At 61.9% G+C, this 24,567-nt stretch carries 23 protein-coding genes, 1 pseudogene and 1 riboswitch; of the genes and pseudogenes, 4 read left to right on the top strand and 20 right to left on the bottom strand.

What is annotated here, in order from left to right; genetic code table 11:
• The 10 genes from HF682_RS08905 to cobT form a co-directional block, all read right to left on the bottom strand.
• The gene (locus HF682_RS08905) at positions 1 to 1,314 is read right to left on the bottom strand and encodes a DUF58 domain-containing protein (RefSeq protein ID WP_168876818.1); all 1,314 of its coding nucleotides are present in this window, start codon (positions 1,312 to 1,314) and stop codon (positions 1 to 3) included.
• Between the two features lie 31 nt (positions 1,315 to 1,345).
• Positions 1,346 to 2,338 (bottom strand): AAA family ATPase, encoded by a 993-nt coding sequence (locus HF682_RS08900; protein ID WP_168876817.1) that lies wholly within the window; start codon positions 2,336 to 2,338, stop codon positions 1,346 to 1,348.
• Between the two features lie 21 nt (positions 2,339 to 2,359).
• A complete protein-coding gene (locus HF682_RS08895) occupies positions 2,360 to 3,535 on the bottom strand; it encodes a DUF4350 domain-containing protein (protein ID WP_168876816.1) in 1,176 nt (391 codons plus the stop codon).
• 5 nt (positions 3,536 to 3,540) lie between these two features.
• Positions 3,541 to 5,028 (bottom strand): DUF4129 domain-containing protein, encoded by a 1,488-nt coding sequence (locus HF682_RS17995; protein WP_168876815.1) that lies wholly within the window; start codon positions 5,026 to 5,028, stop codon positions 3,541 to 3,543.
• A complete protein-coding gene (locus HF682_RS08885; RefSeq protein ID WP_168876814.1) occupies positions 5,018 to 6,001 on the bottom strand; it encodes a stage II sporulation protein M in 984 nt (327 codons plus the stop codon). The genes HF682_RS17995 and HF682_RS08885 overlap by 11 nt, the downstream gene beginning before the upstream one ends.
• Entirely contained in the window at positions 5,998 to 6,699 is a 702-nt protein-coding gene (locus tag HF682_RS08880; RefSeq protein WP_205881950.1) for an RDD family protein, read from the bottom strand. Before HF682_RS08880 ends, HF682_RS08885 begins: the two co-directional genes overlap by 4 nt.
• Positions 6,700 to 6,918: 219 nt before the next feature.
• A complete protein-coding gene (locus HF682_RS08875; protein ID WP_168876813.1) occupies positions 6,919 to 7,728 on the bottom strand; it encodes a BPSS1780 family membrane protein in 810 nt (269 codons plus the stop codon).
• Between the two features lie 105 nt (positions 7,729 to 7,833).
• On the bottom strand, positions 7,834 to 8,586 hold the full coding sequence (gene cobS, locus HF682_RS08870; protein ID WP_205881949.1) for an adenosylcobinamide-GDP ribazoletransferase: 753 nt from the start codon (positions 8,584 to 8,586) through the stop codon (positions 7,834 to 7,836).
• The gene (locus HF682_RS08865) at positions 8,583 to 9,185 is read right to left on the bottom strand and encodes a histidine phosphatase family protein (protein ID WP_168876812.1); all 603 of its coding nucleotides are present in this window, start codon (positions 9,183 to 9,185) and stop codon (positions 8,583 to 8,585) included. The genes cobS and HF682_RS08865 overlap by 4 nt, the downstream gene beginning before the upstream one ends.
• Positions 9,182 to 10,222, bottom strand: coding sequence for a nicotinate-nucleotide--dimethylbenzimidazole phosphoribosyltransferase (gene cobT / locus HF682_RS08860; RefSeq protein ID WP_168876811.1), 1,041 nt, complete (start codon positions 10,220 to 10,222; stop codon positions 9,182 to 9,184). The genes HF682_RS08865 and cobT overlap by 4 nt, the downstream gene beginning before the upstream one ends.
• Positions 10,223 to 10,273: 51 nt before the next feature.
• Positions 10,274 to 10,500: riboswitch (cobalamin riboswitch) on the top strand.
• Between the two features lie 117 nt (positions 10,501 to 10,617).
• Between cobT and HF682_RS08855 the strand changes: the two genes are divergently transcribed.
• From HF682_RS08855 to HF682_RS08845, 3 genes are read left to right on the top strand one after another with little or no spacing between them, the layout of a single operon-like run.
• Positions 10,618 to 12,531 carry a TonB-dependent receptor gene (locus HF682_RS08855; RefSeq protein ID WP_168876810.1) on the top strand — a complete coding sequence of 638 codons (1,914 nt, stop codon included), beginning with the start codon at positions 10,618 to 10,620 and terminating at the stop codon, positions 12,529 to 12,531.
• A 3-nt stretch (positions 12,532 to 12,534) separates the two neighbouring features.
• A complete protein-coding gene (gene cobU / locus HF682_RS08850) occupies positions 12,535 to 13,053 on the top strand; it encodes a bifunctional adenosylcobinamide kinase/adenosylcobinamide-phosphate guanylyltransferase (RefSeq protein ID WP_168876809.1) in 519 nt (172 codons plus the stop codon).
• Positions 13,050 to 13,916, top strand: coding sequence for a cobalamin-binding protein (locus tag HF682_RS08845; RefSeq protein ID WP_168876808.1), 867 nt, complete (start codon positions 13,050 to 13,052; stop codon positions 13,914 to 13,916). Before cobU ends, HF682_RS08845 begins: the two co-directional genes overlap by 4 nt.
• Here the strand turns inward: HF682_RS08845 and HF682_RS08840 are convergent.
• From HF682_RS08840 to HF682_RS08805, 8 genes and pseudogenes are all read right to left on the bottom strand, one after another.
• Positions 13,913 to 14,689: a substrate-binding periplasmic protein gene (locus HF682_RS08840; protein WP_168876807.1), complete on the bottom strand. Its 777-nt coding sequence runs from the start codon at positions 14,687 to 14,689 to the stop codon at positions 13,913 to 13,915. The genes HF682_RS08845 and HF682_RS08840 overlap by 4 nt on opposite strands.
• Positions 14,690 to 14,789: 100 nt before the next feature.
• Complete coding sequence (locus HF682_RS08835) at positions 14,790 to 15,404, bottom strand: LysE family translocator (protein WP_168876806.1); 615 nt, start codon at positions 15,402 to 15,404, stop codon at positions 14,790 to 14,792.
• 12 nt (positions 15,405 to 15,416) lie between these two features.
• Positions 15,417 to 16,550, bottom strand: coding sequence for a cation diffusion facilitator family transporter (locus tag HF682_RS08830; protein WP_168876805.1), 1,134 nt, complete (start codon positions 16,548 to 16,550; stop codon positions 15,417 to 15,419).
• Positions 16,537 to 17,307, bottom strand: coding sequence for a CDP-diacylglycerol--serine O-phosphatidyltransferase (gene pssA / locus HF682_RS08825; protein ID WP_168876804.1), 771 nt, complete (start codon positions 17,305 to 17,307; stop codon positions 16,537 to 16,539). The genes HF682_RS08830 and pssA overlap by 14 nt, the downstream gene beginning before the upstream one ends.
• A gap of 30 nt (positions 17,308 to 17,337) precedes the next feature.
• Positions 17,338 to 17,976: pseudogene (locus HF682_RS08820) on the bottom strand (phosphatidylserine decarboxylase); the annotation flags it as partial.
• 114 nt (positions 17,977 to 18,090) lie between these two features.
• Entirely contained in the window at positions 18,091 to 19,107 is a 1,017-nt protein-coding gene (gene ilvC / locus HF682_RS08815) for a ketol-acid reductoisomerase (RefSeq protein ID WP_168876802.1), read from the bottom strand.
• An 86-nt stretch (positions 19,108 to 19,193) separates the two neighbouring features.
• Positions 19,194 to 19,685, bottom strand: coding sequence for an acetolactate synthase small subunit (gene ilvN / locus HF682_RS08810; protein WP_168876801.1), 492 nt, complete (start codon positions 19,683 to 19,685; stop codon positions 19,194 to 19,196).
• A 15-nt stretch (positions 19,686 to 19,700) separates the two neighbouring features.
• Positions 19,701 to 21,455: an acetolactate synthase 3 catalytic subunit gene (locus tag HF682_RS08805; RefSeq protein ID WP_168876800.1), complete on the bottom strand. Its 1,755-nt coding sequence runs from the start codon at positions 21,453 to 21,455 to the stop codon at positions 19,701 to 19,703.
• A 406-nt stretch (positions 21,456 to 21,861) separates the two neighbouring features.
• On the opposite strand from HF682_RS08805, the gene HF682_RS08800 reads away from it, so the two are divergent.
• On the top strand, positions 21,862 to 22,314 hold the full coding sequence (locus HF682_RS08800; protein ID WP_168876799.1) for an RDD family protein: 453 nt from the start codon (positions 21,862 to 21,864) through the stop codon (positions 22,312 to 22,314).
• Positions 22,315 to 22,336: 22 nt separating this feature from the next.
• Here HF682_RS08800 and lptG read toward each other — a convergent pair whose 3' ends face one another.
• Together lptG and lptF are read right to left on the bottom strand one after the other, a co-directional pair.
• Positions 22,337 to 23,428: an LPS export ABC transporter permease LptG gene (gene lptG / locus HF682_RS08795; protein ID WP_168876798.1), complete on the bottom strand. Its 1,092-nt coding sequence runs from the start codon at positions 23,426 to 23,428 to the stop codon at positions 22,337 to 22,339.
• Positions 23,425 to 24,519: an LPS export ABC transporter permease LptF gene (gene lptF, locus HF682_RS08790; protein ID WP_168876797.1), complete on the bottom strand. Its 1,095-nt coding sequence runs from the start codon at positions 24,517 to 24,519 to the stop codon at positions 23,425 to 23,427. The genes lptG and lptF overlap by 4 nt, the downstream gene beginning before the upstream one ends.
• Positions 24,520 to 24,567 lie beyond the last annotated feature (48 nt).

The following is a 24,567-nucleotide window of genomic DNA, read 5'->3' as shown; positions in this document are numbered from 1 at the left end:
CTAGAGCCGCGCGCTCTTCTTCAGCTCCAGATACTGGTTGACCAGCTCGATGGCCAGATGCTGCGGTTCGGTGTCCAGCGTCAGTACACCGCCACTGCCGAGCTTGCGCATCATGGCCTCGCGCTGGTTGAGGAACAGGCCGGTGGCCGCATAGGTCAGCCCTTCTTCCAGCGTGGTGATCGGTTGTTGCAGGGTTTGCTCCAGACTCTGTTCGCGCAGGCTGACAAACAGCACCAGATGGCGCTTGCGCAGCAAGGCCAAGGCGGGTGCCAGCGTGCTGTCGTCCTCATCACGCAGATTGCTGAGGATGACCACCAGTGAGCGTTTGCGCAAACGGGTGATCAGGTCGACCGCAGCCTGGTAGTAATCCGGTGAGCGCAGGCTGGGCTGCAGGTCAAACACGCTGTTGAGCAGGGTGTTGACGGTGGCATCGGATTTGCGCGGGGCAAAGTAGCGTGGCTGATCCGTGGCAAAGGTCGTCAGTCCGACCGCATCGCCCTGACGCAAAGCCACATAGGCCAGCAGCAGCATCGCGTTCAGGGTGTGGTCGAAGTGGGACAGCTCGCCATCCCGTGCCAGCATGCGGCGGCCACAGTCCAGCATGAACACCACTTGCTGGTCCCGTTCGTCCTGATACTCGCGCGAAATCAACTTGTTCATGCGGCTGGTGGCTTTCCAGTCCACCTGACGCTGGGTGTCGCCTTCGCGATATTCGCGCAACTGACGGAAATCCATCCCCTCACCGCGGCGGCGGCGTTGCAGTACCCCAATCTGGCTCAGACGGTTGTCGGTGGCGAGCAGGGCGTAGCGCACAATGGCGGCAAAATTCGGGTAGACCTTGACCGTCTCTGCCGTGCCTGCCAGAAACTGCCGTTGCCACAGACGCAGCGGTGAAGTCAGGCGAACCGCACAGCGGCCAAATGGATGCTCACCCCGCTCCAGTGGTTGCACCTGATAGGACACTTCGGCAAAGCGTCCTGGCGGAATACGCAGGTCCAGCGGCAGGTTTTGAGGCAGGAAGGAGGGCGGGTGCTGGTCGAACAACTGCACACGACCCATGCGACGCAAGCGGTGGCTGACATGCAGTTTCACAGCATGCAGCAGACCGACCGGCAGGGAACCGGGCACCAGCCGCTGTACCTCGACCGCCTTGCCTTCCCACATCAGCCACAGCAGGTCGAACAGCGTGATGGCGGCCAGCAGGCCGCAGAACGGCCACCAGAAGGGTTGCAGTATGGACCAGGCGGATACGGTGATGGCCGCAGCCAGCAGGCCGACCATGCCCCAGACCAGCGTGCGTGATGGGATCAGCACCGGGGTGGCTCCCCAAGCAAGGATGAGGTCATCACAGGCGCGGTGCCTCGATCTGGCTCAGCATGGCACGCAGCACGCTGTCGGTAGTTTGCCCTTCGATTTCCAGCTCCGGGGCCAGCGCAATGCGGTGGCGCAAGGCGGGCAGGGCCACCAGCTTGATGTCGTCCGGCAGAACGAAACCGCGGCCTTGCAGCAGGGCTGCCGCGCGCGCGGCGCGCACCAGCGAGATGCCGCCACGCGGCCCGGCGCCACTGGCAACGCCAGGCTGATTGCGGGTGGCGCGTACGATGCGCACCGCGTAGTCCAGCACGCGGTCGTCCACCGTCAGGTTTGCGGTCAATTGCTGCAGGGCTTGTACGGTGGCCGGTTTCACCACGGCATTGACCTGGCTGACGGTCAGCTGGTCACCCACTGAGCCCAGCGTCACTTGCCGGATCATGGCCTGCTCTTCCTGCTCGGACGGATAGTCGATCAGGGTTTTCAGCAGGAAACGGTCCAGCTGGGCTTCCGGCAGCGGGTAGGTGCCTTCCTGCTCCAAGGGGTTCTGTGTGGCGAGCACCATGAAAGGCGGCGGCAGGGTGTGGCCTTCTCCTTCGATAGTCACTTGTTGCTCCTGCATCACTTCCAGCAGGGCGGCCTGAGTCTTGGCGGGGGCGCGGTTGATTTCGTCTGCCAGCAGCAGGTTGGTAAAGACCGGCCCCTTGCGGGTGGTGAATTGCCCGTTGGAGGGGTCATACAGGGTGTGGCCGGTCACGTCGGCCGGCATCAGGTCCGGCGTGAACTGGATGCGGCGGAAGTCGCCGGCAAAGGTGCGTGCCAGCGATTTGACCAGCAAGGTCTTGCCCAGCCCCGGCACCCCTTCCAGCAACAGGTGACCCCCGGCCAGCAGGGTGATCAGCACTTCGTCAATGATGGCACCTTGCCCGACCACCGCGCGCGCCATTTCCTGGCGCATGCTGTTGACGATGGTGATGGCTTGTTCCAGTTTGTCCTGGGGCAAGGATGAGGTGTCAAGGCTGGGCATGGCGGTTTCCCGTTTCTAGGTTCAGAGGCGCCGGTAGAGGCGCTGCAGGGTTTGCAAGGCTTGCAGCAGCTCGTGGCGCTGCGACGGCAGGCCGATCAGGGCGGTTTGTAGCTGGCTCAGCGGCAGGCCGGTTTGCTCGGCAATGGCCACCAGCTGGCTTTGACCGTGCAGGACAGCCAGGTGTGGATGGCGGCGACGCAGGCGTTGCTGGATGCGATGGCGAATGGCGTCCAGCAGAATGGCATGACCACGCCGCTGCCACAGGTAGCGACCACTGGCGGACAAGTGCTCCAGCAGGCTGCGGCGTGCACGCGGCGCTTCCGGCAGCAGGGTACCGACCCGCGGGATGATGCGCCACAGCCAGATCAGCAGCCAGGCCAGAAACACCCACAACACGCGATGGGCATTGCGCACCAGCCAGCCCCATAGCGACGGATCGCGCAGGTCCGGCAGCAGTGCCAGTGTCCCCTCCGGGTAGTGCAGGCGGGTCAGCTGATAGAGCAGGGTGGCGTGCTGCTGCCGGTCCAAACTGCCCCAGAAGTTGTACCCTTCATTCTGAGCGCTGTATTGCGCGTTGTACTTGAACAATCGGGTTGTGGGCAGCGCGGTCAGGTGGCCTTGACCCACCGGCATGTCAACCAGCAGGAGGTCATCCTCATTGCCCCAATGGGTGCCTGGCGTCTCGGGCGACAGGGCTTGGCCAGCTTGTGGCTCCCAGGACAGCTCGCCCAAAGGCGCGGGCCCCAGCAGGCGCTCACCGGGATTGTGAATCATCTGGTCTTTGCCGGCGTCTTGCGGTGCATTGTTTTCTTCGTGGGTAATGTCAGTGAGGCTGAGCCCAAAGGCGCTCAGCAGGGTGGTTTCCCCTCGCAAATCCTCATAGCCGATGATCAGATGACCGCCTTGCCGCACCCAGTGCTGCAAGGCCTCCACCTGCCGGGTATCCGGATCGTTCTGATCCAGCAGCATCAAGACACTGTGGCGCGGCAGCTGACGCAGCTCCGGCAAGGTGCTGATCCACACGGGAGGGCGCTCCAGCCGGGTCAATACCCGATCGGCGGCCAGATAGTCCTTGCGGACCGTATCCTCTGCCGGAGGGTGGTAGATCCACTCGGTGTGCTCTTCCAGGTGCTGGTAGAAATAGATTCCGCCCACCAGTATCAACAGTCCGATTATTGCTGCAGCAAGGTATTTCATGGGGCTTAGACCTCGCTGCGCCGGATGCTGAAATGTAGCGCCCACTGCTCGCACAGCTGCATGGCCTCTGCCGCCGGGGTGAGGCGGTGGGCATAGGTCAACTGCTGCCAATGGGCGACCAGACCGGCAAAGTACTGATTGCTGTCACTGCTGCCCAGCTGGCGTACGCGGCGAATGCAGTCGCCCTCGGTGTCGCCGGGCTCGATTTCCAGCCCGACCCGCAGCCAGTGCACCAAGGCACCCCGGTACAGCAGGCTGAGCGCCGCCTGAATCTGTCCTTGTTCAATCAGCTTGCGAGCAGCGCTGGGCAAGTCATCCGGCAAGCTTTCCGGACGAACATCCAGCCCAAACAAGACCTCCGGGGCCTGCCCCTGCATTTTTTGCGTGTTGCCCGGTCGCCAGTGACGGACGGCGTAGTAGAGCAGGAAGGCCAGTGCCACACCGAAGATGACCCACACCAGGGTGCGGAAGCCCTCTGCGCCAAAGTTGAGATTGTTCTGGTATTGTGGGTCGCGCTGAGGCTCTATGTGCTCTTCTTTTTCCTCGTTATTCCGGTCAGGTACAAACTGCCAGGACTGGATGGCTTCATGCTTGCCTTTGATGTCGGCCTGGTCCAGTACCTTGACGAGTTCCTCCTGGGGTTCTGCCGCGGCATGGCTGAACTGCGGCATTGCGAGGCTGCACACCAGCAGCAGTAACAAGGTCGGCCCGGCATGCTTGAGCCACTGCTGCAGCCGCTGTCCGATGCGGCGGAACGCAATCTCAAGATCCCAGCCCTCCAGCACCGTACGACGCTGCAGATAGAGGCTGAAGCCGCCAGCGACAAAATAGGGCTCCAGCAAGCTGTCGAGCAGGCTCATCAGCAGGGGGAACAGCCAGGCCCCTACGGTGGCAGACATCCCTTCCAGCATGTCTTTCAGCGGGTCCCATGGCATGCGCCAGGCTTCGGCGGAAGGGACAAACAGGGCCACCAGCATGAACAGGCCCAATGCCATGAACAGCGCCATATGATTCAAGGCCAGCGCCATGGAGGAGGCATGGGCACGGGTGGTGCGCCCCAGCAGATTGCTGCGCTGACGCGCAGCACGGCCACGTTGACCCTCCAGTTGCCACACCGGCAGGAACACGGTGCGTGCGCTGCTAAGGCGACGGAACAGCAGTGCGCCCAGCAAACCGGAATGCCAGAGCAGCCAGGGCCAGCGGCGCAGCACGTGCCCGAGCGTGGGCGGCTGGTCAAACACCGCCCCGGACAGTACCGCCAGCAAGGGGCGAGACAGCATGGGCTTAAGCCACCACAGCAGCAGAAAAGCCCAGATCGGCTCCCATTCCAGCGACCAGGCCATGGCATAGACCAGCAGGCTGAAGGGCAGCCAGCCCAGCAGCCAGACACCGTACAGCGGTTTCCACCACTGCCGTACCATGCTCATGCCAAGGTCCACGGTTTCCCAGCCACCACGCGGTCGCAAGGCCAGACGGAAGCGCTCAAGCTGCACGGCGGCCTCCCAGCAATAACCAGAGGCTGAGCAAGAGCCACATGCTGCCACCAAATACGTATTTGACCATCGGTGGGATAAAGGTCTGTGGCGACCAGAAACCCTCGATGAAGGCGGCAATGAAAGTGAGGGTGGCTGCGCCACCCAGCAGGCGTACCGCTATTTGCGCGCGTCGCTTGAGGGCGTGCAGGCGGCTGTAAGGGCCTGGTGCAACCAGCGCATAGCCCAGCTCCAGCCCGGCAGCCCCGGCCAGTGCCGCGCCGATCAGTTCAAAGCTGCTGTGCCCGGCCACAAAGCTCCAGAAGGTCACAATATAGCCCTTGTGGGTCAAGTAGCCGGCAATGGCGCCGATGATGACGCCGTTATAGACGGTATAAAAAAGCGCACCCAGGCCGAACAGGATGCCGCCAGCAAAACACTGAAAGTCGATCGAGATGTTGTGGTAGATGTAGTAGCCCCACATCAGGATGTCATCCGGCGCTTCTCGTGTGAAGCCGGTCACTTCATTGCCGGGCCGATACATATGCTCCATCTGCGCCTGGGTCATCTGCGGAATCAGGTAATCTGCCAGCCCCGGATACCATTGCATGGCAATGATCAGACCAAACAAGGGCACAAAAAACAGCAGCAGGCCGGTGACGGTAAACGGCCACTCTTGCCGTACCAGACGCGGAAAATCCTGCGCCATGAAGCGGAAGAAATTGAAACCTTGTCCGCTACGGCTGCCATACAGCTGCATATGGCCGCCTTGTACCAGACGGTGTAGTTCATCCACCAGCTGGCTGGTGTAATGACGGTCGCGCGCCAGGGCCAGATGCTGGCACAGCTCGCGATAACGGTCTGGCAGTTCGGTCAAGGGGAAAGGGGCCTGCCGCTGGCCATCTTGTCCCTTTTTGGGGCGTTGGAAGTCCAGCCACAAAGCAAACGCCAGCCAGCGGTTACGATGGTAGCGCTCAAAATCCGCCTGTTTCATGGCTGCCGTCCCAGCAGGTATTGGGCGTAGCGTAACAGCTGCTGCCGCGCATCCTCGCGGTGTTGCCCCACCAGCGGCCCGGTTTGCTGTGCCAGCTCGGTGGCCCGCTCGGGCGTCAGTTGGCCTTGCCGTACGGCAAAGTCGATGATGGCGCGTTGCTCATGCGGTGCCAGCGACCACGGCGGGGCTTCCGGCTGGGTGTCCTCCATCACGGGCAGGCGGGTCTTCAGGTCGCGATACACCACCACCGTACCGGCAGCCAGATCACCAATACGCTTGAACTCCTGGCTAAACAGACAGCTGATCAGGCCAAACAGGTACATGGATGGGAGCCAGTCGACCAGACGCAGCAGGTTGCGGGTCATGGAGGCCTTCCAGCCGACCGGGGTGCCATCATCGTGCACCACCATGATGCCGAGCAGTTTCTTGCCGGGCGTGGAGCCTTTGCTCAACACCTCAAACAGCACCGGATACAGAAACTCGATGACAAACACCAGGATCAGCAGCACCCCGATGCCAGCCTCTTCCAGCACGGCCAGCATTTGCGCCAGGATGATGATGAATATCCACCGGATGATGACATCAATGCACCATGCCAAACCACGTGGCAAGGGGCCTGCCGTACGGATGGCCAAGTCCACCCCTTCCGGGGTGGGCACAACGGCAAGCGTGTCGAGCAGAGGTGGTGAAGTGGTCAAGGTATTGTCAGGCTTGGCTGGCTGAGGGGTTGTAAATACCCTGGTGTGACGCACGAATGGCACACAACAGGGTGGCAGCAACAATATCTGGCCGATGAGAATCGACGGTGATGGTTGTTATGCTGTGCATGTTTTCAACAAGGGCTGGGAGCATAGCGCGGCCTGCCGGGCTTTGCCAATGACAAAGCGGGCAGGCCGGGGTGCTGGGTGACGTTGCATTCAGGCCAGATAGATGTCTTTGTAGGCAGCGTAGACCGAGGCCAGCAGCAGCGGGTAGACCACCAGCAGGCCGAGTCCGAAGGGGATGGCACCGATAACACCCAGTACAGCGCCGAGCAAGCCAAACAGCAGGATGCCCAGCCAGTTCTTCCAGTAGCCGCTGAAGCTGGCCTTGATGGCTTCCATGGGGGGCAGGTCATGCAATACCACCAGCGCCGGGGCGAAGAACACCAGTGAATACACCACAAAAGACAGGGCGACCATCACCAGCATGACAATGATCATGCCAAAGCCCATGCCTGCCAGCAGGGCCATGGCCCCGGCGTTGCTGCCCGGAGTCATGGCGCTCATGCCACCTGCTGCAAAAAAACTGCCGCCGACCACCACCATTGTCAGGATGCCGCTGATGACGGACATGACGACGCCTGCAGCCAGGCCGATCAGGCCTACGATCACCAGCTGGCTGGCGTGGGTCTGAAAGGCCGAGAACAGGTGGTTGACGGTCAAAGGTTCACCCTGGTCCTGTGCAGCCGCACCTGCCATGATGCCGCCCAACAGCAGGGTTGCCAGCATCGGCATGGCCAGTGCGCCCAGAATCGGGATGAAGGCCAGCACAATGACGAGCACCCCGAAGATCAGGGTATTGACGATCCAGATGCCGGGGTTGTCCTTGAACAGGTTCCAGCCGCCGGTAAGCCAGCTGATGGCATTGCCTGCAGGGACCTTGCGGCCTGCGGCGATCAGTGCGCCATTCTGGGTGGTGGGAATGTCGCGAACGGCCGACTGTGGCGCCTGATAGGGATTTTCCATGATGCTGCTCCTTGTGCGGGGTTGGACGCAGGGGTGGGTCAGACAACAGTGGCTGCAAGATTACTCGCAGAGCCGCCATTTGCCAACGGCATGTTTCTTCCGTTGTCAGAACGGTATCCGCTGTTGCAACAATGGCCACACCACAGCCGCCAGTAGTAGGCCACTTTCGACCCGCTCGATGCCTGCCCCCAGGCAATCACCACTGACCCCGCCCACCCGACGTAGCAGATAGCGCGCCCAGAGCCAGACCAGCGCAGGTGCCAGCAGCAAGGCGGGTGCCAGCCAGGCGCTGAGCGCGGCCAAGGGCAGCAGCCAGACCCAGTAGTGCAGCGGGCGCAAATGCCAGCGGAAAGCCTCCGCCATGCCGGGAGCCAGTGGCGGCAGACGATGACTCCAGTACAACACGCCCCAGCGCGCCCAGGCAGGAATCAGAATCAGCGCAGGCAGCCACGGGCTGGTCAGCAGCAGGCGGCAGAGGATCAGCTTGGCCAGTACCTGTTGCAATAAGGCCAGTACACCAAAGCTGCCCAGGTGGGGGTCTTTCATCACCGCCAGCAGTCGCTCCGGATCACGATGGGCGGCGCCGAGGGCGTCGGCCAGGTCGGCCAGCCCGTCCAGATGCAGGCCGCCGGTCACGGCTATCCACAAGCTGGTGACGAACAGGGCCGCCAGCCACGGGTCCACTGCACTTGCCAGACTACCTGTCAGCCACAGCAAGCCGCCGATCAGCAAGCCCACCAGCGGAAACCAGATGGCGGCCGCGGTCAGCAGGGCGGGTGAAAAGGCGCGGATCTGCGGGGTGGGCAGGCGGGTGAGGAATTGGATGGCGAGGATCAGCCGAATGCCATGCTGTTTCATGGGGTCATGCCTTGTTGCAGATGAAGCAGGTAAGCCGGTTGATCGGGCAGCAGGCTGAACTCCAGCCAGCCTGCTGCGGAAAGCGCCAGCTGCCCGGCTTGCGCCCAGCTGAGGTGCAGCAAATCGGCCAATAGCGCGCGCGCCGCCCCCGCATGACTGAGCAGCAGCAGGCGCTGGCCGGGTTGGTAAAGCGGTGCGGTGGCGGCCTGGATGCGTTGTCGGAATACCGGGTAGGGCTCGGCACCGGGCGGAGTGAAGCGCTCTGGGTCAGCCCGCCAGCGCTGCCAGTCGGGCTGGTGCTGCAACACGTCGAGTGGCTGCCCGTCCCAGTCGCCAAAGTGCATTTCGGCCCAGGCGGGGTCAATCCGGCTGGGGCACTGCAGCAGTGCAGTGGCATGCGGCACGAAGTGGGCGCAGCGTTGCAGCGGCGAGCTGATTACCGCATCCACGGGCCCGGCCTGGCAGATCTGTGTGAGGCTGTGCTGCGTGGCGGCCAGCCCGGAGGGGCTCAACGGGTAGTCGCTGTGTCCCAGCAGCAGGGAGTGGCCGGCAGTGCTGGCCCCATGCCGCAACACCACCAGTCGGCACGCGGCATTCATGTCGGGATACCGGCTTCGGCAAAGGTCGCCATCTGGTTGTGTAGCGCAATGGCCGCCTGCAATAGCGGCAGAACCAGTGCCGCACCGCTGCCTTCGCCCAGCCGCAATTGCCAGTCCAGCAAGGGGGTCAGCCCCAGCTGCTGCAAGACCATCGCATGGCCGGTTTCCTGTGACTGGTGGCTGGCCAGCCACCAGTGGCGACTGCCTGCTTGTTGCGCCTCGCACACCAGCGCGGCGGCGCTGACGATGAAGCCATCCAGCACCACCGGCACACCCTGCCGTGCGGCGCAGGCCAGAAAACCGGCGATGGCGGCAATCTCCAGCCCGCCCAGTTGTGCCAGCCAGTCGAGCGCAGTGGCGGGGCGATGTGTCTGGGCGCGCTGCAAGGCGCGGGTAACCACCGTTTGCTTGTGCAGCAACCCGGCGTCATCGAGCCCGGTGCCACGCCCGACCACCTGCTCGGGTGCGAGCCCGCTCAGGGCGCAGATCAAGCACGCTGCCGCCGTGGTGTTGGCGATACCCATCTCACCCGCGATCAGCAGATTGGCACCTTGTGCGATGTGCCGCTCGGCAGCCCGCTCGCCGGTCGCCCAAGCAGCATCGCGTTGGTCGCGTGTCAGCGCGGGCTGGTGCAGCAGATTGGCGCTACCCGGCGCGACTTTGTCCTGCACGATGCCGACCAGCCCCTGCAAGTCTGCATTGACCCCGACATCGACCACTTCCAGCCGGGCCTGATGTTGCCGGGCCAGCACATTGATGGCGGCACCACCCTGTGCAAAGTTGTGCACCATGGCGGCAGTGACACTGGCCGGGTAGGCCGATACCCCTTCCGCCGCGATGCCATGGTCGGCGGCAAAGATGCTGATGGCGGGGCGCAAGGGTTCGGGCTGTGCGCGCTGCTGGCACGCGGCCAGCCAGCAAGCCAGTGCTTCCAGCCGCCCCAGTGAACCGGGCGGCTTGGTCAGTTGTTGCTGACGAGCCAGCGCAGCGGCATGGGTGAGCGCATCGGGCGGCATGAGCGGGGCGGTGGATTGCATTATGAAATAATCTTATTGAAATGTTTCATATCATGAGAAATTTTGCTGCGATATAATGACACGCTTGCAGGTGCCCCGGCCAGCCCGGGGTGAAACAGGGAAACCGGTGCGCATGTCTCACATGCTATTCCGGTGCTGCCCCCGCAACGGTAAGCCTTGCGTCACGCGTGCGTGACGGCCCGTACCCCATCCCCAGGATGGTCAGCCACTGCCCCTCACCGGGCGGGAAGGCGGTACGGTGCGCAAGCCCGGAGACCGGCCCGCAACTTGCCCGCAGGCAAGCACTGTACTGCACGCGCGGTGGGCGCGGGGTAGCCCCGCGCCTCGCGCGGTGATCCCCTTTTGCCCGCCGCATGGCCATCATGCACCACGCACAGACGTGGCAAAGGAAGATCATGCATCGCAATCCCGTTTACCTGAGTGTACTGGCCGCCTTGGCGGTCCTGCCGGCCATGGCAGATACGACCCCCACCACTGAAGATGTGGTGGTGACCGCATCCCGCATCCCCACCCCGCGTAAAGGTCTGGCTGCCCTGACTACCGTCATTACGGCGGAGGATATTCAGCAGAGCTCGGCGCGCACCATTCCGGAGCTGCTGGCTGCCGAGATTGGCCTGTCCATTTTCAGCATGAGTGGTACTGATGATCGCAGTATCGATCGGCACGGCTTCGGCGTGGCCGGGATCAGCAATGTGCAGGTATTGGTCAATGGCGTTCTGCAGAAAGACAATGACCAGTCTGCACCACGCCTGAGCTACTTGGCGCTGGAGGACATTGAGCGCATTGAAGTACAAAGCGGTGCAGGCTCGGTGCTGTATGGTGGTGGAGCAACCGCAGGGGTGATTAACATCATAACCCGCAACCCCATGAAAACCCAGCCACGCGCCACACTGTCGCTCATGGGGGGCAGCTACGGCACCCGTGAGGGTGTCGCACGCGTGAATCTGGGCAGCGACCAGTGGGCATTGACGCTGGGCGCCAACAAGATGCACAGCCGCCACTATCGTGATTTCAACGCAGAAGACCGACATGGAGTCTCGGCTGATTTCCGCTGGCGCGGCGATCACGACAGCGTGCAGCTGTTTGCGGCAGGTGGGCAGCAACAGTTACAACTGCCGGGTTCAATTAGCTGGTCCGATTATGAAAAAGATCCCCGACAACGTGGCAGTTATGTGTCCACGAGTTGGCAACACGACCGGCAGTTGCAATTGGGCTACCAACATGAGTTTGGTCAGCACCGATTTGACCTGGATCTGGCGCAGCGTAGTAGGCACTATGAGGCTGACTATGGGTCAAGTACAAGTCAAGCTACTTTGCGTTCCACCACTCTTTCCCCCCGTGTAACTTGGAAGTGGGGTGACGACGTCAAACAGCAACTCACGGTGGGGGCTGACTTTGGCATGTCACGCAACCATAGCTCTAGTCCCGCCGCTCAACGATACCGTGCGGTCTTCATTAATGAGCAGCTCACGTTTTCGAATGGTGCACAGTTGGTAGCGGGGGCCCGGCATCAATCAGTACTAAGCCAAGTAACGAACAGTGGCAAGGTAACGGAGAGCAGAGAGTCTCTTAATGCATACGATCTGGGCGTGTCCCACCCTCTGTGGGCCAGTGTGGATGGCTACGTTCGTGGCGGTCGAAGCTTTCGGGTACCCAATGCCGATGACTTTGGTGCGGTGACAAGTGAGGGTTTGAAGGCTCAACGCTCACGAGATCTCGAATTGGGTTTGAAAGGCCAGTTTTCGGCGGGGGAGTGGCGGGTAAACGTGTTTCGCCATGATCTGACCGATGAAATACACTATAACCCATTGGTCAGTAAATCCCCTAGTGGGACAGGCGCCAACATGAATCTGCAACCCACCCGCCATCAAGGGCTGGAGCTCAGTGGCGATTGGGCGGTGACGCCTGAGGTCAAGCTGACCGGTAATGCGGTGTGGCAGCAAGCGACTTTCCGCAGCGGTATCTATGGCGGCACGGATCTGGCGGGCAAGCGCATTCCAGTGGTTCCCAAGCGCATCTTTAACCTGGGGGTGCACTGGCAGATCAATGCGGTGACCGATGTGTCCTTGTCGGGTCGCTATGTAAGCGAACGGATTGCGGATGATGACCAGAAGAATACGGCCAGCCGCCGTCTGCCCTCCTATCGCTTGCTGGACCTCAAGCTGGGTCAGCGTTACCGCGACTGGTCGTGGCAGCTGGCGGTGAACAACCTGCAGAACCGCAAGTATGTGGAGTATGGCGGTGCGTACGGCATTTACCCTAGCCCGACCCGCAGCGTATTCTTGACCCTGGAATATCAAGTGCAATAAACCATGTCCCGTACCCTGATCCTCGGTGGCCGCCGCAGCGGCAAAAGCGTGCGCGCCCAGCAGCTGGCGGCCCAGGCGGCGGAGGTGGTGCTGATCGCCACCGCTACCGCCTGCGACGAGGAAATGGCGGTGCGGATTGCACATCATCGGCAGTCGCGCCCGGCGCACTGGCAGGTGTGTGAAGAGCCGGAGCGGCTGGCCGATGCGCTGCGGCGGCTGGCTCAGCCGCAGCGCTGCCTGCTGGTGGATTGCCTCACCCTGTGGCAGACCCACCTGCTGCTGCAGACAGACGAGGCGACCTTGCAGCAGGAGACTGACGCGGTGCTGGCGGTATTGCCGCAGTTGCCAGGCGAGATTGTGCTGGTCAGCAATGAGGTCGGCTGGAGCATCGTGCCGGAGTCGCCCTTGGCACGGCGTTTTGCCGATGAGGTGGGGCGGCTGCATCAGCGGCTGGCCGTGGTGTGTGAGCGGGTGGAACTGGTGGTGGCTGGCCTGCCGCTGTGCCTGAAAGGGGGATCATGAAGGCTTGGCTGCTGGGTTTGTGGGTCTCCCCGGTGATGGCTTTGAGCGTGCAGGACGATGCCGGGCGGACAGTCACATTGCCACATGTACCTCAGCGCATCATCAGCCTGGCCCCGCATGCCACTGAGTTGCTGTTTGAAGTGGGGGCAGGGGCGCAGGTGGTTGGGGTGTCGGCCTGGTCCGACTATCCGGCAGCAGCCCGCAGCAAGGTGCAGATTGGCGGAATTGATGCACTGGACATCGAACGCATTCAGGCCTTGAAGCCCGATCTGGTGGTGGCCTGGCAGAGTGGTAATCGTGCAAGTGATGTCAGCCAGTTACAGCGCTTGGGCCTGCCCGTGTATTACAGCGAGATCCAGCGCGTGGATGCCATGCCAGATGCGCTGCGTCGCTTGGGGCGGCTGACCGGGCATGATCAGACGGGTGCACAGAAGGCCAGGCAGGTGGCACAGGACTGGTCTGCCTTGCAGCAGCGCTACGCCCGGCGCACCCCGGTGACGGTGTTTTATCAGGTCTGGTCCCACCCTTTGATGACGGTGAGTGCGCAGCAGTTCATTGGTGATGCCATTGCCCGCTGTGGCGGGGTGAACCCGTTTGCCCACCTGCCGGGACTCACCCCCACGATCGGGGTGGAGGATGTGCTGCTGGCCCGGCCGCAGGTGCTGGTGACGTCCACTCCAGATGGTCAACCGGATGGCAGCCTGCAGGACTGGGCGCGCTGGTCCGCCCTGCCCGCCGTTGCGCGCAAGCAATACCTCTATCTGCGCGCGGACTGGCTCAGTCGGCCCACTCCCCGCCTGCTGTGGGGCATTCGTCAGCTGTGCGAAGGCATTGAGCGCACGCGCCAACAGTCTGATCATTAAGGTGCCGACAGGCTTGCGGCTTTCAGGATGGCTGCACGGGTGTCCAGGATCAGGCGCTCATACTGGCCAGACTGTTTCAGTTTCGCCAATCCCCGGTTGAAACGGCTGATCAGCTCCGCCGCCTGCGGATGGCCGCGGTAAATCAACAGGTGTACCGGGACCTCCCAGATGGTATGGCTGTTGGCGACGATCTGCCGTTGCTGGCCGGGTTGGAACAGGCTGGCCAGTAGATACTGACCTGCTTCCTTTTCCATCGGGAACAAGTCAATGCGTTGCAACAGCAGCTTGCGCATGCCAGAAGGGTCGTCAGGGCCTTCATCGACCTGCAGCTTGCCCTCTTGCTGCAAGCGGCTGAAATCATTGGAGACAAAATTTCCCTTGGTGATCCCGATGTTGTACGGGATCAAGTCTTCCATGGTTTGCCAATTGATCACGCGCTCCTTGCGCTGGAAGAACACCATGTGAAAGGTCAGCAGGGCATCGGAGTACAACAGCTTCTCGGCGCGTTCCGGGGTATAGGCCCAGCCAAAGGTACCGTCATACAGGCCAGCCATCGGGCCAGCAATACTGCGGTTGTTAGGGACCTCGACCAGCGTGATGTCTACGCCTTCCAGGGAAAAGGCTTCCTTCACCAAGCGTGACAAGATCCCCTGATAGGGGATGTGGGTGCCCATATACGGAGGATAATCGTTCAGGGTGAGGCTGAGGGGCTGTGTCGCGGCCTCAACCCGTAGCAGGCTGAACAGAACAAGAAGCAGCAGTAAACGTCGCATGATAACCCCCTTGGCGGGCAGCATGCAGAGAGGGAGGATGCTTCATTATAGGCGGTGCTACCTTGCCTTCCTGGCAGCACCGGATTAGTCCGACCAACGGTTATTTGACCAGCGCCACCCGCAGCCCAAGTGCGCAGAAAATGCTGCCAGCCAGCAGGTGAATGCGGCGGGCAATGGCCGGGCTGCGTTGCAACCACTGGCCGATGTGCCCGGCAAACCAGCCGAACAGACCAAAGATGACCATGGTTTGCAGCATGAACAGCACACCCATCACCAGCATTTGCTGCGGGACATGGCCCTCGGCGTGGTTGACGAACTGTGGCAGGAAAGACAGGAAAAACAGTGTGACCTTCGGATTCAGCATATTGGCCAGCACGCTCTGACGGTACACCTGCCACAGATCGGGCTGCTGACCATCCTGCTGCAGGGCGAAGCCAGAGCGGTCGAGCAGGGTGCGGATGCCTAGATACACCAGATAGGCGGCACCGGCATAACGGACCAGATTAAACGCTGTGGGGCTTTGGGTGATCAGGGCGGCGATGCCGAGGGTCGCCAGCAGGGTATGCCACAGGCAGCCGCTGGCAAAGCCGGCGGCGGCGGCCAGCGCTGCCTTGCGGCCCTGGCTGATGCCACGGGTAATCACATACAGATTGTCTGGTCCCGGCAGCAGGGTCAGCAGGATGGCGGCACTCAGAAACGCTTCCAGATGCGGCATGATGGCTCCAGATCAGGGGTGGTGGCGCAGCAGTTGCAGGCTGCGCAGCTGCAGGGTATGTTGTTGTGCAGCCAGCGCGGTCGGGTCCAGCAGGGTTTGCTGCGGCTGTAGATGCAACAGCACATCGACCGAGCCTTGCAGGTAGTGCAGCACCACCTGCTCGGACTGCAAGGGAGGATCAAACAAGGAGGCCAGTGCCGGGAGCAGCTGCTCGCGCGATGGCGCGGTGCTGTTGCGGGCAATCTGGTCTTCTTCGGGGTCAATATGGATCAGTGCATCCAGCGCCAGATGCTGCTCCAGCACCCGCTGGCGGGCCTGCTCGGCAATGCGGTGGCCCTCGGAAACACTGATCACCGGCGACACCAGCAGGTGGGCATCCACCAGCACCAGGTCGCCCATCTTGCGTACCCGTAGCTCGTGCACGTCACATACCCCGCTGGTGCTGGCGAGTGTAGCGCGGATATCCGCCACTACCGTTTCTTCCGGGGCCGCGTCGGTCAGCTCGCGTATCGCCTGCCAGCTGAATTTCCAGCCCATGTGCGCCACCATGAAGCCCACCAGCGCCGCGGCCAGGCTGTCCAGTGCATGATAACCGAGCAGGTTGCCACCAATACCGGCAGCGACCACCAGCGACGAGGCCGCATCCGAGCGCGCATGCCAGGCATTGGCCACCAGCATGGAAGAGCGCACCCGCTCGGCAACCCGCAGCAGGTAGCGAAACAGCAGCTCTTTAGCCAGCAGGGTGGCCAGCGCCGTCCATAAGGCAGCAATATGCACCGCAGGCAGCGGGCTACCACTGGTCAGCCGTTCTCCCGCACGCCACAGCATGCCAAGACCGACCAGCAGCAACAGCAGGCCCAGCCACAACGAGGCCACGGTTTCATAGCGGGCGTGACCATAATGATGATCATGGTCCGGCGCCTGATGGCTGTGGCGATTGGCCAGCAGCACCACAAAATCGGCCACCAGATCAGAGAGGGAGTGCAGGCCGTCTGCCACCAGCGCCTGTGAGCGCGCCAGCAGGCCCACCACCACCTGTACCACGGTCAGACCGAGGTTGATCCAGACACTGACCCAGGTGCTGCGAGAGGCGGCACGCTGGCGTTCGGCCTGAAAGGCCGGGTCGAGATGCTCAGCCACGCTCATGGCGGTTGGAACGAGGTTTACACCAGCGCCACGCGATCAGCAGATAGCCGGAAAGGCCGTAAAGCACGAACAGGCTGAACAGGGCGACCGGCGCGTTATAGGCCACCAGCAGGATCAGCAACACCAGCAACAGCAGCACAAAGAAAGGCACACTCTTGCGCATGTTCACTTCCTTGAAGCTCCAGAAGCGAACATTGCTGACCATGGTCAGCCCGGCAAACAGGGTGACCCCCAGTGCCAGCCAGCGCATGGTCGGGTGCGCGGTGGGGGAGTAGCCATTGTCGATGGCCACCCAGACTGAACCCGCCACCAGCGCCGCCGCCGCCGGGCTGGGCAGGCCGGTGAACCAGCGTTTGTCGGCCACGCCAATCTGGGTATTGAAACGGGCCAGCCGCAAGGCAGCGCACACCGCGTAAATGAAGGCCACCATCCAGCCCAGCTTGCCCAAGGGCTGCAGCGCCCACTGGTACATCACCAGCGCGGGTGCCACACCGAAGGACACCATGTCCGACAGGGAGTCGTACTCGGCACCAAAGTCGCTCTGGGTGTGCGTCATGCGCGCCACCCGGCCATCCAGGCTGTCCAGCACCATCGAGATGAAGATGGCCACTGCCGCGTAGTCGAACTTGCCGTTCATGGCGTGCACGATGGCATAGAACCCACCGAACAGCGCGGCGGTGGTGAACGAATTGGGCAGCAGGTAGATGCCCTGCTTGCGGATGCGAACGTTGAGCGGGGTTTTGCTGTGCTCGGACATGCGCGGGCCTCGTGTGCTGGGTCAGTCGGCCAGTTCGGCCAGAATGGTAGCCACGCCAGTGACCTTGTCACCCACGGCAACCTTGGGCTTGGCGCTCAGCGGCAGGTACAGGTCCACCCGCGAACCAAAGCGGATGAAGCCATAGCGCTGGCCACGGTGCAGCTTGGCCCCCTTCTCGACATAGCAGAGGATACGGCGCGCCACCAGACCGGCCACCTGCACGCAGGTAATGTCCTGCCCATTGGCGGTACGCAGGTGCAGCGCGTTGCGCTCGTTTTCGGTCGAAGCCTTGTCCAGCGCGGCGTTGACGAAAGCGCCGGGGTTATACCAGCGATCAATGATTTCGGCGTCCAGCGGGCTCTTGTTGCTGTGCACGTTGAACACATTCATGAACACGCTGATCTTCAGTGCGCGGCGGTTCAGGTACGGGTCGTCCGTTTCTTCCACCACCACGATGCGGCCATCAGCCGGACTGATCACGGCATTGGCCTGTTGCGGCACCGGGCGGGCCGGGTCGCGGAAAAACTGCACCACAAACACGAAGAGTACCCAGCCAATGAAGGAGAACCACGGCAGGAACCACGACAGCAGCACGGAAATCACCAGTGCCAGGGCAATGAAGGGCCAGCCTTCGCGGGCCAGGATGGGGTGAGGGTAGGTGTTGTTCATGTCCGGTTCGAAATGGGCTAAAGGGTGATGATACTACAGGGAAAGTGCCCGCTTGGGGGCAGCAAAATAAAAACGGCGGGCCAGGCCCGCCGCGTGCTGCAATGAGGCCGGGCCTCAGTTCTTGCTTTGGTCCACCAGCTTGTTGGCCTTGATCCAAGGCATCATGTCGCGCAGCTTGGCACCGACCACTTCGATCGGGTGCTCGGCGTTCAGGCGACGACGCGAGGTCAGGGTCGGGCCACCGGCCTTGTTTTCCAGAATGAAGGACTTGGCGTATTCGCCGGTCTGGATATCCTTCAGCGCCTGACGCATGGCGTCCTTGGTGGCTTCGGTCACCACCTTCGGGCCGGTGACGTACTCACCGTACTCGGCGTTGTTGGAGATGGAGTAGTTCATGTTGGCGATGCCGCCTTCGTACATCAGGTCGACGATCAGCTTCAGCTCGTGCAGGCACTCGAAGTACGCCATTTCCGGCGCATAACCAGCTTCCACCAGCGTCTCGAAACCGGCTTTCACCAGTTCCACCGCGCCACCGCACAGCACGGCCTGTTCGCCGAACAGATCGGTTTCGGTTTCTTCACGGAAGGTGGTTTCGATCACGCCACCCTTGGTGCCGCCATTGGCTGCAGCATAGGAGAGGGCAATGTCACGCGCCTTGCCGGAGCGGTCCTGATACACGGCGATCAGCGACGGTACGCCACCACCGCGCTTGTACTCGGAGCGTACGGTGTGGCCCGGGCCTTTCGGGGCCACCATGATCACGTCCAGATCGGTGCGCGGCACCACCTGGTTGTAGTGAATGTTGAAGCCGTGGGCAAAGGCCAGTGCTGCACCTTGCTTGATGTTCGGCTCCACATCGTTCTTGTAGACCTCGGCAATGTTTTCGTCCGGCAGCAGGATCATCACCACGTCGGCGCTTTTCACCGCGTCGGCCACCGCAGCCACCTTGATGCCAGCGGCTTCCACCTTCTTCCACGATGCGCCACCCGGGCGCAGGCCCACGGTCACGTTCACGCCGGAATCGGTCAGGTTTTGGGCGTGGGCGTGGCCTTGTGAGCCGTAGCCGATGATGGTGACGTTCTTGCCCTTGATCAGGGAGAGGTCGGCGTCTTTGTCGTAATAAACCTTCATGCTTGCATTCCTTTAAATGGGTCGTACCAATGTTTCATTGTGCGGGCGGGGCATACCCCGCCGGGTGTCCATGTGGGGTGCGTGACTCAGACCTTGAGTACCCGCTCGCCACGGCCAATGCCAGAGGCGCCGGTGCGTACGGTTTCCAGGATCAGGCTCTCGTCGATGGCCTTGATGAAGGAATCCAGTTTTTGCCCGGTGCCGGTCAGCTCCAGCGTATAGGTTTTCTCGGTGACGTCGATGATGCGACCACGGAAAATATCCGCCATCCGCTTCATTTCCTCGCGGTCCTTGCCGGTGGCGCGGACCTTGATCAGCATCAGTTCACGTTCGATATGATCGGCCTCGTTCAGGTCGATGACCTTGACCACATCAATCAGCTTGTTGAGCTGCTTGGTGATCTGCTCGATGATGTCATCCGAGCCAGAGGTCACGATGGTCATGCGGGACAGGGTGTTGTCCTCGGTCGGGGCCACCGTCAGGGATTCAATATTGTAAGCACGGGCCGAGAACAGCCCGGCAACGCGCGACAGCGCGCCGGCTTCGTTTTCCAGCAAGATGGACAGGATGTGTCGCATGGTGTCTGCCCCCGATCAGCAAAGGTTGCCATAATCGCGCTGCACTTGCGGCGGCACGACTTGCAGATTGCGCATGTGCGGCGGCAGGTCCATCTGTGACAGGCCCTTGCCGTTCTGCACCATCGGGAACACGTTTTCCGACTGATCCGTGAGGAAGTCGAGGAACACCGTGCGGTCTTTCAGGGACAGCGCTTCGCGCAAGGCCCCTTCAACATCCGCTGGTTTTTCGATGCGCAGGCCCACATGCCCGTAGGCTTCGGCCAGCTTCACGAAATCCGGCAGGGCATCCATATAGGATTCCGAGTAACGGTTGCCATAGAAGAACTCCTGCCACTGGCGCACCATGCCCAGATAGCGGTTGTTCAGGCTGATGATCTTCACCGGCAGGTGGTACTGCTTGCAGGTGGAGAGCTCCTGGATGTTCATCTGGATGGAGGCTTCACCGGTAATGCAGCAGACATCCGCATCCGGATGCGCCAGCTTCACGCCCATGGCGGCTGGCAGGCCAAAACCCATGGTGCCGAGACCGCCGGAATTGATCCAGCGCTTGGGCTTCGGGAATTTGTAGTACTGTGCCGCCCACATCTGGTGCTGGCCCACGTCGGAGGTGACAAACGCCTCACCGCCGGTCAGCTCCCACAGGGTTTGCACCACATACTGCGGCTTGATGATCTCGGTGCTGTTCTCGAACGCCAGCGAGTTCGGCGCACGCCAGGCTTCGATCTGTTTCCACCAGGCACTGATTTCCGGGGCTTGTGCGTCGCTCTGGCGCAGGATGGACAGCATCTCGCCCAGCACGTCCTTGACGTTGCCGACGATGGGGATGTCCACCTTCACCCGCTTGGCGATCGACGAGGGGTCGATGTCGACGTGGATGATCTTTTTCGGGCTGGACAGGAAATTCTGCGGCACCGAAATCACGCGGTCATCAAAACGCGCGCCCACGGCCAGCAGCACATCGCAGTTCTGCATGGTCATGTTGGCTTCGTAGGTGCCGTGCATGCCGAGCATGCCCACACACTGCGGGTCGTTACCCGGGTAGGCGCCGAGGCCCATCAGCGTATTGGTGACCGGCACCCCCAGCATGCGGGCCAGGGCCACCACTTCATCCGAGGCATTGCCCTGTACCGCACCGCCGCCCACGTAAATCAGCGGGCGCTTGGCGTCCAGCAGCAGTTGCACCGCCTTCTTGATCTGCCCCGGATGCCCCTTGATGATCGGGTTGTAGGAGCGCATGTTGACGCTTGCCGGGTAGTGGTAAGCATGCTTGCGTTGGGTGACATCCTTGGGGATATCCACCACCACCGGGCCGGGCCGGCCAGTGCTGGCAATGTAAAACGCTTTCTTGATGGTTTCGGCCAGCTGGCTGATGTCCTTGACCAGGAAGTTGTGCTTCACGCACGGGCGGGTAATCCCCACCATGTCGACTTCCTGGAAGGCATCCAGACCGATGGCCGGGGTCGGTACTTGGCCGGACAGCACCACCATCGGGATCGAATCCATGTAAGCGGTGGCAATGCCGGTAATGGCATTGGTGGCACCGGGGCCAGAGGTGACCAGCGCAACACCGATCTTGTTCGATGAGCGGGAGTAAGCATCGGCTGCGTGTACTGCAGCCTGCTCGTGCCTTACCAGCACGTGGCGGAATTTATCCTGCCGGAAAATGGCATCGTAAATCTCCAGGACGGCGCCTCCGGGGTAGCCGAAGACATACTCTACCCCTTCGTCCTGCAGACAACGCGTAATGATTTCTGCGCCTGTCAGTTCCATGATTTTGCACCTGAGAAGATGAACACGTTCGCTGAAATTGCGTTTACGCAGTGACCGTTCGCCGCCGGTCGCGCGGTTTCGGGGTTGCCGAAAAGTTGTCTGACGGTGGCTTCGGGGCGTCGGTCGGGACCCAGGGGTAGCGGGTCCGCGAAGTTCGCGGGGTGTAGCGGGGGTGAGGCTTCCGAAGCAGCGGTATCGCCAGGGTGCGTCCCTCTCCCAGGCGGTGACCCGCCGGGGGGACGCGAAGACTCGCGTACGCAATGCGAACTGGCAACATAACCGAGGCTTCTGCTTTGGTCAAGTCATTCTGATCAGGTAAACTGTCCGGCTTAAACCTTGAATTTCCAACGAAACCTCAGGGAGAGCCTGCCTGCATGTCGGCAGGCTGCCCGGAAAGCCAGAACTGATGCTGCCTGCTGAATCGCCCACCCTGTTCCGCCGTGTGATCGCCTTCATCTATGAGTCGATATTGCTGGTCGGGATTTTGCTGCTGGTTGGGGCGCTCTACTTGCTGGTGGTGGAGCAGATGGGTGCGCCGCGCGAGCTGACCGCCAAGGGCGCGTCCCCCGTGTGGCGCTATGGGCTGTTTGCCTGCATGGTGCTGGTGTCGGCCTGGTACTTTGGCTATTGCTGGACCCGCACCGGCCAGACCCTGGCCCTGAAAACCTGGCGCCTGCAGGTGCGGGCGGCGCAGGGGCGCTTGCCAAGCTGGCCCCAAGCGCTGCTGCGCTTTGGTCTGGCGCTGATCGGTACCGCCTTTTTTGGCGTGACCTATGTGTGGATGCTGTTTGACCGCGACGGCAGCCCCTTGCACGACCGTTTGAGCGGGACCGAGCTGGTGGAGCTGCCCAAAGTCTGAGGCGAGGGCGCGACAGGCGTAATCAGCTGCGGAAGCGGACGCGGCCGTATTCCTGCCACCACAGGATGAAGCTGGCGAGCAGCAGGATGACCAGCGAAGGTGTCAGCGCGGCACCGATCGGTGGCCAGTCGTAGATCAGCGCCATGTGGCTGACCAGCCGGCTCAGGACGTAGAACAGCAGGCCAAGCAGCAGGCCAGACAGCAGACGCAGCCCGGCGCCGCCGCTGCGCTTCTGGAACTGGGCGAAGGGCAAGGCCAGCAGCAGCAAGGACAGGCAGCTGAGCGGATAGCCCAGTCGTGCCCAGAATGCCAGCTCATAGCGGGCGGCATCCTGCCGGTTTTCCAGCAAATGCCTGGTGTATTGGTACAGCTGCCAGGCTGACATTTTCTCGGGGGTGACCGCCAGCATGGTCACCAGTTGTGGCGTCAGCCTGGTGGACCAGATCATCTGCGGCAGATGCTCGGTGACTACCTGCCCGGGCTGGGTCTGAACCCGGGTGACATCCTGCAGCACCCAGCCTTTGCCTTCGACATAGCGGGCTTCGCGGGCGGTACTGATGCTCTTGATGTTCTGCTGCGCATCGAGTTCATACAGGCTGAGCTGTTTGACGGTCTGGTTGGCGTCGACCTCGTCAAAATTAACGAAACGCTCATGGTCACGCATCCAGTAACCGCTCTGCAGGTTATTCACCGTCGCAGTGGAGGCAATTTTCAGGCGCAGGCTGCGTGCCTCACGATCGGCCAGCGGCATCAAGACCTCGCTGACGAGCAGGGTGAGCAGCGCAAACAGGAAACCGATACGCAACAAGCTCAGAGCGACCCGGGCCAGCGATACCCCGGCAGTACGAATCACCGGGTATTCCGAGTCGTTGACCAGTTGCGCCAGCGAAAACAACCCGCCCAGCATCACGCAAATGGGCAGGAGCTGGTAGAGGTTGGCCGGGATGCGCAATGCCGCGTACTGCAAGGCTTCTCTCAGCTGATTGGGGTTGCTGCCGCCATTGCTCAGTTCCAGCAACAGGTCGATAACCGCAAACAAGCCCAGCAAAGCCAGGCAGGCGGTCAGGGTGGCGCGGCTGATGTTGCGCCGGAAATAACGATGCAGCAGCCTCATGCGGCCTCCTTGCGGAGCCGGGCCTGCAGGGCGCTCACGCCGCCATATTGCTTGATGATCAGCCAGACCCAGACCAGTAGCGCAACCAGGTGAATGCCCCACAGGCCAGGCCACAGTGCCCACTTGCCCTGCACCACCAAGGTCAACGCCACCGACAGCACATTGACGTACAGCAGATAGATCAACAAGGCGATCAATACATTCCAGCCACGACCACTACGTGGGTTGTAACTGGCCAGGGGTACGGCCAGCAGGGCCAGTACCAGCGCGGACAGCGGGACACTCAGGCGCCACTGCAGCTCGGCCTGATGCTGGCGGGAGGATTCCTGCAGCAGCGCGCGGGTGGTCATGCCACGCAAGGTGTGCTCCGGTCGTGCGGCTTCCTTGGTGCGCATGCGAACTGAGTAGCTGTCGAACTTCAGCAACTGGGCGCCCGCATTGTCAGCCAGGGTTTCGAAACGCTGCCCCTTGCTCAAGGTGAGAAACCGGTCGCCGTTGCTGGCCTGGTGCTGAAAGCCCAGCGCGGAGACGGTCACGCCATGTGCCTGACCATCACGGGTACGGATAAAGATTCTGGAGGCCTTGTCCCCCAGCAGCGAGTAGTTCTCTACAAAAAACACGGCTTTGCCGCCACCGCTCTCGCGGAACGTGCCCGCAGCAATCTGGCTGCGATCGTCGCGGCTTTCCAGCTGCGCCTCGTAGGTTTCGGATAGCTGCAAGGCCCGTGGAGATACCAGCAAGGTCAGCAAGCCGATAACGATCACCACCGGCAGGGAAAAGGTCAGCACCGGACGCAGCCAGTCGAGCGGCGACATACCCGCCGCCGCCCACACCGGCATTTCCTGATCACGCCACCCGCGCAGAAAGCTCATCAGGATGGCGACGAACAGGGTAATGGTCAGGAAGACCGGCAGCGTCTGCACCAGCTGGAAGGCCATGGTGATGAACACGGCATCCGAGGCCAGTTTGCCCACGGCCGCCAGACCGAGCAGACGCACGAACTGCACGGTCAGCACGATGGCGAGCAAGGCCGTCATCACGCCGAGGGCGTTCTGCGTCAGTTCGCGGTAGAGCGCGCGGCGATAAAGCATGGTTGTTTTGACTTCGGCAGGGGTCTCTGTGGATAATCAGCGGCATCT

Origin of the sequence: Leeia aquatica (assembly GCF_012641365.1) — a bacterium.
GTDB lineage: Bacteria > Pseudomonadota > Gammaproteobacteria > Burkholderiales > Leeiaceae > Leeia > Leeia aquatica.
The sequence above is the reverse complement of the archived record's forward strand: the minus strand, read 5'-3'. Positions and strand labels throughout refer to the sequence as shown.